Genomic DNA, 14,634 nt, shown 5'->3' on the forward strand with positions numbered 1-14,634 from the left:
CGATGTATCGCCGATGGTAGTGTGGGGTTTCCCCATGTGAGAGTAGGTCATCGTCAAGATTCATTCCGAAACCCCTGTCTGCTCACGCAGACAGGGGTTTTGTCTTTTTGGGGGCCACAGCGCACCTTGGCCCTGCTTTCGACTGTAGCCCCACGTATAAAGCCAGCACCTGTTTCCAGGGCTGGCTTTATGCCGAGCGTAGCACTCACATTCAACTAAACAGCTTGCCTACGTTGCGCATGGCATCGTCCGCAAATCCTTGAAGGAATGCCTCGAATGCCGATGGCGATTCAGGACTGTCCGGCAGCGGATCTGCCACGATGGTCCAGGTCGCGATGCACTGCTCGTGTCCTGCGGGCTCTACGGTCATGGCCGCCCAAAGACTGCCAACGGGCAGACTGGTGTGGATCAGCGTCCAGGTCATGAACAGCGCCTCATCGTCGCAACTGTTCAATTGCTCGACGACAACGTTGCCATCCTTGAACTGCTTTCTGCGTACCGAGCCTGGTCCGCTGCCTGTTACCTCGGTGCTTTCCAGGGCCGGGATGAAAGCCTGGAAGCCGCCAAAGTTACCGACGACTGCCCAGACACCTCGGGCGTCGCTTGGGATCGCAATGGCTGAAACCACGCGGCATTGGCTGGGGTTTACGATCCGGGTGTCGGGTTTCAGGTTGTGGTGAAGGGAAGACATAGAGTGCTCCTTGCATGAGGTGAGTAAATCACCGACTCAAATGAAGTCGATGGCTTTCAGGTAGGCGCAGCCGGTTTGCAGCAGCGCCGGGGTTTTGCCTGGGTAGTGCGTGCCCATCTGTCGGACTGCAGCCTGGGCGTTGCTGAACTCGATCATCGAGATATCGCCGATGTCTTCTTCAAAACCGTCGAGGTAAAAACCGAGCACACCGAACAACGCGTTATGACTGTCGACCCGATGAAGCTGGGCCTGCCATTGCGCCACGCTCACCAGCTCGAACTGCCGCCCCGCTGTACGAAATGCGTCCACGTAGCTACGCCAGCTCAGCGGTTCGGGGTTGTGCAGGTTGAATACCGCCCTGTCGGGCTGATAGCGGCTGGCCTGAAAGCCAATGAAACGGGCGAGGAAGTCCACCGGCATCAGGTCAAAGTTGATGGCGAAGTCAGGCACCACGCCTAGCTGCATAGAGCCCTTGAGCATCAGCAGCAAACGGTTTTTTTCCGGCTGGCACACGCCGCTCAGGCTATGAAAGCCAATGTTGCCGGGGCGGTAGATGTTTACCCACGCCCCCAGCGCTACTGCCCGGCCCAGAATGCGTTCGGCCACCCACTTGCTCAGGTTGTAGCCGTTGCGGATATAGATGGGGGGTGTGGTAGCGGCAGGTTGTTCCAGTACCCGGCCTTGGCTGTCCACCGCGCTGCAAGCCGATAAGGTCGATACGTAATTGAAGATCTTCTTGCGGCGACCCTCGCACAGTTTCAGGCACTCATGAATGGGCGCTACGTTGTCCTTGGCCAGCGTTTCGTAATCCTGCACGTGATTGACGTTGGCCGCGTTATGCACAAGGGCACCAAACTCCCTGTCCAGTCGATCATAGGCCTCATCGCTCAGGCCAAGCCGAGGCCGGGCGATATCTGCGGCGTAAACCGTCACGCGGCCGAGGTCGAGATGGTCCAGGCCGTATTCCCGCAAGGCCTGCTGGAAACGCTCATTGGCACTGAGCCCGGCACTTTCCCGTACCAGACACGCTACTTCACTCGCGCCCCACGCCAGCAGTGCTTCGACGACATGAACGCCAAGAAAGCCGTTGGCACCGGTCACGATCACCTTGTGCACGTCGCCCAGCTCGCTGACCGACAGTGCCGCCAGCGTCAACTCGGCATTGGCGTCTGCGAATGCCTGTGGGTTCAGGTTGCTGGCCAGTAAACCCTGGCCATCGATCAGGCTTGCCAGGGTCAGGATGGTCGGTGCTTCGATAAAGCGGTTGATGGGGATACTGCGCCCGAACCGCTCGCGAATGCCCAGCAGCAGGCGAGACAGGAGAATCGAATGCCCACCCAGATTGAAGAAACTTTCGTCGATGGAAATATCGTCTATCGGCAGCTCCAGCAGGTCGGCCCACAGCTCGATCAGCTGTCGCTGTTGAGCGGTTTCCGGCAGACGCCGCGTGCGTGAAGCGGCAAAGGCCACCTGAATGTCCAACAGCGCCTTGCGGTCCACTTTGCCGTTGCTGGCGAATGGCATGCCGGCCAGCTCGGTGTAGGCAGCCGGTTGCATGTAGTCAGGCAGCAGACGGTGTGCGTGAGCGCGCAGCAGCTGCCGGGCGTCAGTGGCAGACGTCATCGGTTGGGAGGTGAACGCCAGAATGCGTCGCTGCTCATCGATCACGACGGCTACCTGCTTATACAACTGGCTGCTGCGCAGGCAATGCTCGATTTCCTCGGGTTCGACGCGAAAGCCACGAATCTTCACCTGATTGTCGCGCCGCCCGGTCAGCTCGATCCCGCCTGGAGTCCACTTGCCCATGTCCCCGGTACGGTACGCGCGCAGCCGCTGACCATCAGGCAAGTTCAGCCATACGTAACGTTCGGCGGTCAGCTCCGGCTTGCCGATATAGCCCAGGCCAACGCCGGGGCCTGCGATATACAGCTCGCCCAGCGTGTGCTCGGCCACCGGTTGCTGCTGCTCGTCGAGAATCAATACCTGGCTGTTGGCGATCGGCGTGCCAAGGTGGCGATTGCCGGTGTCCTGGGTGAAGCGTCCGGCAGTGACCAGCACCGTGGCCTCAGTTGGGCCATACAGATTGTGGAAGCGGCATTGGTCCGCCAGGCGCTCGATGACCCACGGTTCGCAGACATCGCCCCCGGTCATGATGTGCTCAGGCCCAAGCGGTTCATCCAGCGGCATGATGCTCAGCAGCGCGGGTGGCAGAAACGCATGGCTGATGCTTCCACGCAGCAGTTCGGCCAGTCGATGCGGATCGCGACGTTGATGCTCGTCAGGAACCACCAGCTCGGCACCGCACAGCCAGGTGGGGAAAATGTCGATCACCGACGAGTCGAAGCTCGGTGTCGAGAATTGCAGAACCCGGCTGTGCTCAGTCAGCCCTGCATATTCGGCGTACCAGGCCGTGAAGTGGCTGAGGTTGCGCTGGCTGAGCATCACGCCTTTGGGCTGGCCAGTGGTGCCGGAGGTATACAGCGCCATGCAGGGCGAGTCGCAGGCCGATGGCTCGCCGGCCAGCAACGAGCCGCGTGCATCGGCCGGGATACCGCTGATGTCCAATGCCGGAAACTCGGCCAGCGCCAACGGATGCGAGCCGTCGTGCAACAGCAGCATGGCACCGGAGTCTTCCAGAATGTACTGCTGGCGTTGTATCGGCTGGGCAGGATCAAGCGGCAGATAGACCGCGCCGCTACCCAGAATAGCCAGAATGCCCGCATACAAGGCCGGCGACTTCGACAGGCAGATGCCGATAACCGGCGTCTTCTTGTGTTTTGCTCGGGTGGCCAGCAACGGAGCCAGGTGGCGCTGTATGGCCAGCGCCTGGCCGTGCAGCTCCTGGTAACTGAAGGTTCTGCCCGCGATACGCAAGGCCGGGCGCCCGGCGTGGACTTGCATGCTGTGTTCCACGCGCTGGACCCATGGCGTCTGGGCGATTTCAAGCAGATGTGGCTGCGTTGTGTGATTGAAACGGTGTTCGAAGAGTAGAGGCTCCAGGGTCTGCAAGCCGCCTTGGGTATCGCTTTGCGAAGGTAGCTCGGTGGGCAGGTTGGCAAAGTGGTGGGCATCGCGTGCCAGACGGCTGACCTGCAAGGCTACCCATTCCACCAGTGCTGCCACGGCTGCGTCATGCAGCATGCGACCGTTGCCTGAGGCTTCGGGCGGTAGCCATTGCCGTCCGATCAGGCGCTGGGCACGGGCCGTGCCGTACCAGCCCAGCAGCTCCAGACGTGGAAGTCCTTGCGCCGGCGACGAGCTATGGCCGATGCGCAGGCTCAGGCAGGCAGATCTGGCAGGTGATACCGTGCCAGGCGCCTCCAGGTCGAGGCTGCCGTCATCGATCAGCAAGGCGACGTTGTCGAGTCGGCTGCTCCGCACGGCCTCATGGGTTTTGAGCTGACGCACACCGTGGCCATGATCCTCCAGTTCTCGGCTCAACACGCTCAGGGCCGGTGTTCTGCCGATCAGCACAAGATCCAGGCGCTTCATGACAGCACCTCCTGTGCGGGCAGGTAGGCGGCAAGCGCTTGCGCAACGCAAGGATCCTGCAACATCGAACTGGCGCCGAAGAAACGCATGATGTTGCCTACCAACGGATGATGCCGGTTGATGGGAAAGCTCATCGCCCGACTCTCTGCCTTGAGCGCCTGTTTCACCGCTTCGTCCACCGGCAACTGTTCAGTCAGGGCGAAGTCGAAAGCGTTCTGGATATCGTTGGTCAGGTACTGGGCGATGAACACCGGCATAATCTGCGCAATGCACTCGCGATCGGCGACTGACGCCGTGTGCCAGTAGATCCTGACCAGGCGTGTCCAGAACCCGGAGTGACGGCCCTCATCCAGCAAATGGTCGGCCATCAGTCCCTTGATCGACTGTTTGACCGAGTCGTCTCTGGCGAAGGCGGCCACGTCGTTGGTAACGGTATTTTCCGCGACCGCCACGCAGATCAGTTCGACCGCGCTGCGCAGGTGATCCGGCGCCAGTGCCAACGCCGCGGGAATTGCCCGGCTCAGTTCTATTTCATCCGGCAGGGCGATGGGTTCGATTCCGGTCATGGCAATGGTCTGCTGCATGAAATCCATCGCCACCAGTGCGTGATAATCCTCGTCGACGACCACGGTCATCGCGTCATAACGGCAGGCGAAGGGAAAGTGAATCGCAAAATGCCCTTTGGCGATCCCGCGGGCAGTCTTGTCGACGATCTCGGTTTCGAAGATCACCACGTCGTTGATGAATTTGTAGAGGCTCTGGACCAGAGCGTAATCACGCAGCTGCGGGCATTCGCGAATGAAGGTTTCACTGAGCACCAGCGGCTGGCGGCTGAGTGGGTAGATCAGTTTGTCGTCGTTTTCCAGCAACCTGCGTGGACGCGTACGAATGGTGGCGCGGCCTTCCCAGGCATCGATGAATGAGCGGTAGTCTTCGGCTTTCATGACGGCTTCCTTGTTGAGTCCCGGTGGCTTGATCGTCAGGCAGTGGCCTGCATCTCACGCATGGTCAGGCGAAGGGTGTCCCACAGCTGGATACGGCTCTCCACGGCTGCGATGGCGACCTGATACACCTCGCGCTGGCGTTGCTCGTCGCCCTCGACCAGACGAGCAAGCAACTGCTCGGCGGCCGGCCCGTGTTCATCGGAGTCGACCTCGATGTGGCGTTGCAGGTAGTAGCGAAACACCGGCGCCTGCTCGATGCCGATGCCCCAGCGATCAAGGATGGTCTGAAACATTTGGGGGATGACGCTCTCGCGGCCATGCAGGAATGCGGCGGCAACGCTGTGGGCCTGGGCATGCAGTGCGGTATGCAACGTGTGACTGACGAACGTCGAAGCCGCCTGTCCGGCATTGACCCGTTGCAGCGCAACGGCGTAATGCACGCCCTGGCTCTGCAGGTCGATGAAGCGCTCGATCTGCAGCGTGCTGGCGCCGATTTCACGCATGGCATCCAGGTACAACTCGAAGTGGCTGTAATGCCCGCCTCCTGGCCTGTCGTCGGTTTCTTCACCCAGCACGATCTCGTTGATCAACCGGGCCGCCGACGGATCGGTTGGCGGCAGCCACGGTAGCCGGGTGCAGGTCAGTTCCTGCTGAAGCCGTTTGGTCAGGGTCATGAAATCCCAGACGGCAAAGACATGGGTTTCCATGAAGCGCCTCAATACATGCAGCGAATCTATTTCGGCGAAGATCGGATGACGGCTGAGTTCAAGTTTCTTGTGATCAAGTAGCGTTTTCTGACAAAGCATGGCGATACCCTGATAGTTATCAGTTGCACAGGAAGTGAGTAACTTGTCGGTCCAGGACAAGTCGGATTGTGTTCAACATTGCCGCTTCAGGGCCTCTGGAAGACAGGCGAGCTAAAGCCTGTAGTTGAGTAGCTCAACGACCCTTGAAGTTGAATGTTTCCGGAGCTGACGCCCGGTTGATGCCGCGTTTGCAGCGCTTCTTGACGAGGCTGATGGCGATTACGGCCAAATGCAGAAGTGGCTGCCAGGAAAAGTTAGAACACTTTTTGTCGTAGGTGCAATTGTTTTTCAATTTATTTTAGTTTGAGGTTTTTTGAAGTTGCAAGTGCATGTATAAAACTTTGAATATGGTTTTATATGGATGCAGGCAACCCTTTCGGCTAATAAAGGCCAAAATTATAAATAATGAACGAATGCCTCGTTCAGCGTCGCCGTGATGCTGAACATTCAATTTTTTTAAATGGGTGCGGGCGATAGTCGAATGGACATTCCAGTGTCTCCACGCCCTTTCTCAAAAGCTCCTTTTCTCAGGCGTTCGAATGAACGAGGTGCTGCTCCGTCATCCGCAGCAGCGCATCCTGACCAGCGCTCGCCATCCGGCTGGCTCCACTCTGGTCCAAACCGAGTGTGCCTCATTCCATGGATGACGGCCTGTCAGTCCGGCAGGGGGAAAGCACGGAATAAAGGCCGGGCGATGAAGGGGGATTTTCAGCTTGGGCGAGGCGTGGGGGAACAGACCGGAGATGGTCACGCACATTCAGTACCGGCCGAGCCTGGGGCAGGATACGAAGCCGTCAGGCAGGGCTCTTTTTGGGTCCGCCCACGGGTTTTGCTTCTTTTTCGGCGAGGGAGTTGAGATAGCGGGTGATGGCTTTGACGCCTCGGTTGAGATGCACTTGCAGCACTTCCACTGTCCGCTCGACGTCTTTCTCTTCAGCCAGGTGCAGTAGCTGCCAGTGATCATCCTGAGCGAGTTTGCCCAGGTTCATCTTTTCGAGGTTGAAGCGCAGGAAGCGCTCTTCCTCGTTCAAGCCTTGCTCCACCAAACGCATCAGGCGCTGGTTCGACGCCTTGGCGTACAGAGCCATGTGGAACATCCGGTTCAGCGTGCCGAAATGGGTGTAGTCGGTTTCGACTTCCATCATTTCGATGCATCGCCGCGCGGTGGCCAGGTCGTCCGCATCGAGCAGGGGAACGGACAAGCGCAGGGCCTCGGACTCAAGCAGAATGCGCAATGCATAGGCATCGACTGCATCCTCGCCGATCAGTGGCGCGACCACCGCACCTTTATTGGTTTCAACCCGCAACAGCGACTGCGCTTCGAGCTGGCGCAACGCTTCACGGACCGGCATGCGGCTTACCCCAAATAGCGAAGCCAGCTCCTGCTGGCGCAGGGCAGTGCCGCTGGGCAGGCTGCCGTCGAGGATCGCATTGCGCAGTTTTTCTTCGATCAACGCCCTGGCTTGGTTCGCGGGAATCTGCTCGTTACCCAGTACGGCAAGCAGGAATGCCTCTCTATCGGTTTTGCGCATGGGCATAATTCTTCACCACCTGGCTGGACTGGACCCTGGAACTGTCCGGACTCTATCCGGCCAGGACGCAGCTTGCTTGCACATCACAGGGTCAACTGCAGATGTCAGTTTCACAGGGCGGGACAAATTCGGCATATTCCTTTTCGACTGGGTGGTGGGTCGGGATATGTCGCCAGTTTAGCCGGTCCTTAGGCAGGCGAAGCATGAGCATATAGATGCTTATGGATTTTTCAGCTAAAGCCTTATAACCAAACCGGCTCATCACGTGCGCTGTGATGAGCTGGCAGGATGAGCAGCATGCCCATGCTTCAGCCGGGGAACCGCCCGGAAACGAAATGCTGCACGTCATTGAAACCTGGTGTCGACGCGTGGCCCGGTGTGACCAGCGAGTCGATGAACGCCTCATCCTCGGCAGTGATCTTCACATCCAGCGCACGGGTGTAGCTGTCCCACTGCTGCTCGGTGCGCGGGCCGACAATCGCCGAGCTGACTGCCTTGTTGTTGAGAACCCAGGCAATGGCGAATTCGACGGTACCCACTCCTTTATCCGCCACGTATTCCTGAATCCGCTGGGCAATGCGCAGCGATTCCGCGCGCCATTCGGTTTCCAGAATGCGTTTGTCCTGTCGCCCGGCGCGGCTGTCGCTGTCCGGGACCGCATCCGGTGCATATTTTCCGCTCAGGACGCCGCGGGCCAGCGGGCTGTAGGGCACTACACCCAGCCCATGAAAGGCGGCGGCGGTGATCTGCTCGGTTTCGGCCTGGCGGTTGACGATGTTGTACAACGGCTGGCTGATGACCGGCTTGTCCACGCCAAGACGCTGGGCAACGTTGACGATTTCCGCAATGCGCCAGCCGCGGAAGTTCGACACACCCCAATAGCGAATCCTGCCGGCGCGGATCAGGTCGCCGATTGCCGACACTGTGACTTCCAACGGCGTGTCGTGATCCTCTTTGTGCAGGTAGTAGATGTCCAGGTAATCAGTTCCCAGACGCCGCAGGCTGTTATCGATGGCATTGAAGATGTGCTTGCGGGTCAGACCCGAGCGATTGGGCAGGCCATCGGCAGGGCCGATGGCGACTTTGGTTGCCAGGATCCAGTCGCTGCGCCGTGAAGCGATGGCCTTGCCGACTATTTCTTCAGAGCGTCCGGCGTTGTACACATCCGCCGTGTCGACGAAGTTGACCCCTTGATCCCACGCCTTGTCGATGATGCGTGCCGAATCCTCGGCGTTCGTCTGCTCGCCGAACATCATTGATCCCAAGGTCAGGGTCGAAACTTTCAGGCCGGACTGGCCAAGGGTTCGATAGGTCATCTCGCTATTCTCCATGTCGTGGTTGGGCTGTGAACGGGGAATACTGGCCGGTTGGCGACCGAGTGGGAAAGAATGAAAAGTCAGGTCGTTAGAAGATAGAAGCGATTCGGCGGTGGCGGCCAATGGGAGAGGCTATGAGCATGTCGCGAACCGACCACAGCCGGTTCGCGGCCACGCTTCAGGACTCGGTCATGGGCGGCAAGCCCCAGGCCTGGAGCGGAAACTCGGCCAGCGAAGCCAGCAGGAGATCGGCGTGCGCGTATTGCTCGACCGGCATGTGCGAGTCGGGCACCGCCACGGCAGACATCCCGGCAGCCTTGGCAGCGGTCACGCCAAAAGGGGAGTCCTCAAAGACCAGGCAGTCTTCAGGCGCCACACCCAGCCGGCGTGCCGCCACCAGAAAGATATCCGGAGCGGGCTTGGCAGCGCCGACTTCCGGGTCGTCCGCCGTTACGACCGTCTCGAACAGTTCGAACCAGGCGCGATGGAGCGTCGTCTTGGCGTGGAAGTAATGCACCGACGAACTGGTGCCCACGGCGATAGGGATGTTGTTGGCGGCCAGATGGCGCACCAGCGCCTCGGCACCTGGCATCGCCGCCGCGCGTGGAAAGCGCTCGTCCAGCATGGGCTCGCGGACTTCCAGAAACTCCTCGATCGAGATCGGCAGCTCCAGCGCCTGAATCACATAGCCTGCGAAGTCCCGTGCACCCCGGCCGATGGTGTGCTGTTTTACCGACCAGTCGAAGGTCTTTCCATAACGGTTGGCGATCAGATTGGTGACTTCGGTATAGACCCCTTCGGTATCCAACAGCAGACCATCCATATCGAAAATCACGGCCTTGATCGGGCGTCGCTGGTTTTGCTCTGCACTCATGTCGTCACATCCGTTAACCAATTCGTTACCAGACTAACGGTTCGGCCAAGAACATGGCTACCCCTGTATTTGCGCATCGGCGACGGTAACGAACCACGGAACGCAGGTTCCACTGAGCGCGAAAAGGCGTGGTCCGCCACAGATCCGGGCATCACTGCTGGGCCGAGTGTGCGGTCGATGATAATCTTTCGCGTCTCTTCACCCTACGCCCGATCCTCGGGCAGGCGGTCCGCAGCGCAATCGGCACCACAGTGCAAAAGCCTGTCATCCCGCCGTTCATGCCCATGCCGTGGGACAGGGAAGACCTTCAATCAATAGAACGGATATCGTCGAGTCACTATGAACAAAGCAGCAGGTATAGCAGTAGGTGTCGTGGTCGTGGTGGGTGCCTTGGCAACCGGTGGTGCCTGGTACACCGGCACCAGGCTTGAAGGCGTCCTGACCGATTCGATTCAGAAAGCCAACCAGGAACTGAGCAAATCCTTCAAGGGCAGCAACACCAGCGTGACCCTGGAAATGGTCTCGCTGGATCGTCATGTCTTCAGCAGCACCGCACATTACCGTGTCGACATCCAGAACCTGACCGATAGCACCCTCAGTTCCGAACTGCGGTTCGTCGATCACATCGAGCACGGTCCGTTGCCACTGTCTCGAGTGAAAAGACTGAACCTGGTGCCAGTCATGGCACTGAGCAATGTTGAAATGGAGAAGACCGAGGCCTGGGAGAAGTGGTTCGCGCTGAGTAAGGACGCGGCGCCGATCAAAGGCCAGACCAGCGTCGGTTACGACCGCTCCACCAAGGGCTGGTTGCAGATGGCACCGTTGGAGATGAACGATACGGACGGCACGTTCAAGTTCTCCGGCCTGAAGGTGAACTTCGATGCCACGGAAAATGCCGAGAAGCTGCGCCTGGATGGCGCCATGGACAACCTGCAACTGAATGTCGATTCGCCGGACGGCCCGGTGAGCATCGAGGCCAAGGGCCTGACGTTCGACACCGGCGGCACCAAGGGCAAGTCCGGGTTCTATCTGGGCCACTCGACGATGAAGCTGCAGGATGCGGGGTTCCAGGTAATGGGCAAGCCGCCGGTTCGGCTCAAGGACTTCACCAATACCAACTTTGCCCAGGAAGAAGGCGGCAAGTTCGCCGCGCAGGTGAACTACGACATCGGCATGATTGCCTACGCGGGCAAGGATGTGGGCGCTGCGCACCTGGGCATCAAGATCGCCAACTTCGACGTGGTCGCCACGCAGTCGCTTTATGAGCTGTACCAGACCAGGATCCTGCCGCAACAGCAGGCCGCTGCCGCAACCGGCATCCCGCAGCCATTGCAGCTGGAACCGGCTGACGAGCAGCGCCTGCATGCCGATCTGGCGACGCTGCTGGCGGGCAAGCCACATATCGAAATGGACAAGCTGTCGCTCAAGACCACCAATGGTGAAAGCCACATGCGTCTGGCGATCGACCTGACCGAGCCGGGTTCGCTGGACCAGCCTGCCGACGCGATCGCGATGAAGGCACTGGGCCAAATCAACGCCAAAGTGGTGCTGTCCAAACCGATGATTCGCGACCTCGCCACTCAACAGGCGATTCGTGAAGGCCAGACCGACCTGAAGCTGATCGCGGAGCAGGCTACCGCAGCCAGCGACATGGCCAGTGCCATGGCGGAAATGATGCAGTTGGCAAAAGTCGAAGGCGACAACATCGTTTCTGAGCTGCACTACGCCAACGACGTAGTCGACTTCAACGGCCAAAAGATGCCAGTGCAGCAATTCATGGCAAACGTGCTGGGCAAAGTCGGCGCGCTGGGCGGCGGTCAGTAAGGTTGCAAGTCCGTCATCGCCAGCAAGCCGTAATCCTGTGGAAGCCCGCTTGCTGGCGAAGGCGCTGGATCAAGCGATAGAGCTGTGATCCAGACCACCGTCGCGGGCGAGCGCGCTCCTGCAATCAGGCATGAAACCCGGCGCTGCCCGTCATTACTGGGTCAAACCCACCAGGGTATCCGCCAATTGGCGGGTACGTTGCGAGGTGCCGGCTGTCATGTCGCTGGAGCCTTCCAGCTCGGTCAACAATCCAGTCAGCGTGCCGACTTCCGCCGACTGCTCCTCGATATGCTGCGCGACCTTGCGAATCTCTTCGGCAAGCCGGTCGATATCGGTCCCGATGTCACTCGCGTTCTGTGAAGTCTTCTGCGCCAGCTGGCGCACTTCATCGGCCACCACCGCAAAGCCCCGACCCATATCGCCCGCCCGTGCCGCCTCGATGGCCGCGTTGAGGGCCAGCAGGTTGGTCTGCCCGGCAATCTGCTGGATGGTCTGCACCACCGACTGAATGCGCAAACTGGACTTGGCCAGTTCCCGCGAACTCAACACCACATCGTCAGCCTGCTCGGCCAGGCTCTTGACCGTTGCACCGGCCTTGTCGATAACCTTCTCCTGATTGGAAATGGTCTGCGTCAGCTCATCCATCGACACGTGCAGCTCGCCCGAGTAATGGCGCAACTGATCGGCGATTTCTTCCTGATCCTGATGCGCCTTGATCAACACATCACCCAGATCACTCAACCCGCTGAACACCGGCTGAATCTGTTCGTCCAGCCCGCTGGGATCGATGGACTGCGCAAAGTTGCGCTGTTTGAACTGGTCGATCTGCTTGACCACCACATGGCTGAGCCCGGCCAGTTTCTTGATCTGCCGACGCAGAAAGAACGCTTTGAACTCGCCGTAGTAGGCGATGAAGTTATCGATGTATTCATCGCGAAACGGCTGGTCCTCGGCGGCCTTGAAAAAGAACACCGCCGTCAGCGTCTGGTTCAGGTTCAGCCCAAGGATCTCACCGAAGGTCGAGAACCCCACCACGGGCGTGTCGCCAAACACATCGTTCATGCGCCCCAGTTCGCTGCCGTTGTTCAGGCGACGCAGAATGCAATCGCTGAGCAGACCAAGCAGCGGCTTGCCGGACTTACCCTGCAGGAAGCGGTTGAAGTCCTTGCGCGTGGTATCGATCATCGAGGTGCGCTTGACCATCACCAGCTCTTCGCCGGGCGCCACGTCGCAGAACAGGTGAACCCGCTCGCTTTCATAATCGATACGCGCGATGGAGCGCACGAACAGTTCTTCCCCCACGCGAATGGCGAAGGAATACTGCGCCAGCTTACTCTCCAGGTCGCGGCGTTCGCATTGCAACGCGTCGCACAAGGCCGCGACCATGGTGGTGATCTCGCCTCGAGAGTTGACCACCTGGCTGATGTAGCGCTCTTCCAGCGATGCAGTCAGAACACTCAGGCTCAGTGAGGTGGCCTCGAAGTTCTGGCTTTTGAAAACGCCGAAGCGTACGTTCCTGGCGCTCTTGAGAAACACCACCTGAGCATGGTTCTGGTAACTGCGCTTGCCATCGTGGATCAGGGTTTTCTGGAAGTCCCCTTTACCACCGGCCGAGCCGCCGACGAACAGGCACGGAAAACGCCCGGACTCGTACAGCGCCTCCATGAAAAAGGATTCCGACGCCGACAACCCGTCGAAAGTGACATAGGCCAGCGTGTCGCGATGGTCGATGGGCGTGCTGACCTGGGTACGCTTGATCGAGTCGGTCAGGCGCGCGATCCGTTCACGCATGGACAAGCGCTTGCCTTGACCGCGGATGTCTTCGCTGTGCAATGGAATATGCACCACTTCTGCACTCTTGATCACACTGGAATCGAACAGTGCCAGGACAATCCGATCCCACTGGTTACCGGCGGCGCAATACAGCGAATCGTTGCTGGAACTCAGCTCGCCTGAAGTCGTGCACAGGCTGATCTTCGCGTTGGGAAACCGCGAAGCAACGGCACGCGCCACTTGATCGAAATCGACATGCGGAGAGACAAAACCGGTCAGGTACACCGGCTCGAAACTCAGGCCCGACAATTTGTCATTCAGATCCCGGGCCGTGGTGATGACACTCAGAACACCACCGGCGCGTGAAGCCTTGGTCTGAAAACGCGATAGAAAACTCATGGTTGAATCCGCAAAGTAAGGGGAGGGATCGCAAAAAACGTAGCCCGATGCTTTGCCATCGGCGGAGAAACGATTCAGCGTAGTAGCCTGGCAATGAATTTTGCCTATGAGTCACGCCCGTGCCGCCAGAATGCCGCTGCTGGGGATGGGGAAGAAGTGCAAGGGCCGGAGAACAGGGTGTTTTTAGAGGAGCAGCGCTGACGCCGACGGAAACGGGAAGGCACCGGGTAGAAATCGATCTGACGAACGGTCGCGAGGTTTCAGGCTGGTGCAGCTTCAGTCCCAAGGGCCTAATCACCTGGACTGGAACGGTAACCGTCCGATATCCGGTTCATAAAACCGAAACGTGTTGAAGCGCAGACCCGTCACTCGGTCCCGGGACTGGCCCTTAAAGCGCAGGTTTTGTTTTTCTAAGTATTACGGCTCGCGGGTTTCTTAGGCGGTATTGCCCCAGACGTGGTAGCGCGCCTGCCAGACGGTGTGGCCGTCGTTTTCGGTCAGTTGTTCGGGCAGGCCGTTGAGGTCGATGTAGTAGTAGCGGATGTTTTGTAGGGCGCCATTGCCGTCGACGCGGGCCAGCGGTTCGTAGCCGTTGTCGGCGTACACGTACAAACTGGTCTGGCTGTTCTTGTGTTCCTGCAGCAGGCGCATGCCGTCCCAGGTGAAACGGGTTTCGCCCAGCGGGAAACCGTGGCTGTCGTGTTCAGACTTCTCGATTCGGCGTCCCAACGGGTCGTACACCATCTTCACGATGGTTTCCCGCGCGCCATGCTGGTTGCGCACTTCCACGAGCCGGTGTTCAGCGTCGTAAGCAAAGCGCTGCACGCGATGGCTGCCGCTGCGTTTCTCGATCATCGCCCGAAGGCGTCGTAGCGATGACGCTTGTCCTGATAGGCCAACAGCTCGTTGTGAACCACAAGGTCTACGCCTTGAGGTGAGCTGTCCGGCATGCTGAAGCGTCCGATATAGTCAGTATCGGTCCA

General features: G+C 59.2%; 9 protein-coding genes and 2 pseudogenes. 1 reads left to right on the forward strand and 10 read right to left on the reverse strand.

The genetic code is table 11. The annotated features are described in order from the left end of the window. Positions 1–211 precede the first annotated feature (211 nt). The 7 genes from EGJ27_RS23460 to EGJ27_RS23490 all read right to left on the reverse strand — a co-directional run bounded on the left by EGJ27_RS23460 (position 212) and on the right by EGJ27_RS23490 (position 9,655). Positions 212–691 carry an SRPBCC family protein gene (locus EGJ27_RS23460; protein WP_125833129.1) on the reverse strand — a complete coding sequence of 160 codons (480 nt, stop codon included), beginning with the start codon at positions 689–691 and terminating at the stop codon, positions 212–214. 36 nt (positions 692–727) lie between these two features. Beyond that, positions 728–4,183, reverse strand: a complete 3,456-nt coding sequence (locus tag EGJ27_RS23465) for a non-ribosomal peptide synthetase (RefSeq protein ID WP_125833130.1) — start codon at positions 4,181–4,183, stop codon at positions 728–730. Next, entirely contained in the window at positions 4,180–5,127 is a 948-nt protein-coding gene (locus tag EGJ27_RS23470; RefSeq protein WP_125833131.1) for a diiron oxygenase, read from the reverse strand. The genes EGJ27_RS23465 and EGJ27_RS23470 overlap by 4 nt, the downstream gene beginning before the upstream one ends. A 35-nt stretch (positions 5,128–5,162) precedes the next feature. After that, positions 5,163–5,933 carry a DUF3050 domain-containing protein gene (locus EGJ27_RS23475; RefSeq protein ID WP_125833132.1) on the reverse strand — a complete coding sequence of 257 codons (771 nt, stop codon included), beginning with the start codon at positions 5,931–5,933 and terminating at the stop codon, positions 5,163–5,165. Positions 5,934–6,727: 794 nt separating this feature from the next. Next, on the reverse strand, positions 6,728–7,465 hold the full coding sequence (locus tag EGJ27_RS23480) for a GntR family transcriptional regulator (protein ID WP_125833133.1): 738 nt from the start codon (positions 7,463–7,465) through the stop codon (positions 6,728–6,730). A gap of 308 nt (positions 7,466–7,773) precedes the next feature. Then, positions 7,774–8,781 (reverse strand): aldo/keto reductase, encoded by a 1,008-nt coding sequence (locus EGJ27_RS23485; protein ID WP_125833134.1) that lies wholly within the window; start codon positions 8,779–8,781, stop codon positions 7,774–7,776. Between the two features lie 178 nt (positions 8,782–8,959). Beyond that, a complete protein-coding gene (locus EGJ27_RS23490) occupies positions 8,960–9,655 on the reverse strand; it encodes an HAD-IA family hydrolase (protein ID WP_125833135.1) in 696 nt (231 codons plus the stop codon). A 339-nt stretch (positions 9,656–9,994) separates the two neighbouring features. Here EGJ27_RS23490 and EGJ27_RS23495 point away from each other — a divergent pair, with 339 nt between their 5' ends. Beyond that, entirely contained in the window at positions 9,995–11,479 is a 1,485-nt protein-coding gene (locus EGJ27_RS23495; RefSeq protein ID WP_125833136.1) for a YdgA family protein, read from the forward strand. Between the two features lie 153 nt (positions 11,480–11,632). Here EGJ27_RS23495 and EGJ27_RS25390 read toward each other — a convergent pair whose 3' ends face one another. The 3 genes and pseudogenes from EGJ27_RS25390 to EGJ27_RS23505 form a co-directional block, all read right to left on the reverse strand. Beyond that, complete coding sequence (locus tag EGJ27_RS25390) at positions 11,633–12,541, reverse strand: methyl-accepting chemotaxis protein (RefSeq protein WP_371920882.1); 909 nt, start codon at positions 12,539–12,541, stop codon at positions 11,633–11,635. 3 nt (positions 12,542–12,544) lie between these two features. Beyond that, positions 12,545–13,651: pseudogene (locus EGJ27_RS25395) on the reverse strand (FIST signal transduction protein); the annotation flags it as partial. 315 nt (positions 13,652–13,966) lie between these two features. After that, positions 13,967–14,580 (reverse strand): annotated as a pseudogene (locus EGJ27_RS23505) (RHS domain-containing protein); the annotation flags it as partial. Between the last annotated feature and the right edge of the window lie 54 nt (positions 14,581–14,634).

This window comes from Pseudomonas sp. v388, assembly GCF_003935425.1.
Classification (GTDB): Bacteria; Pseudomonadota; Gammaproteobacteria; order Pseudomonadales; family Pseudomonadaceae; genus Aquipseudomonas.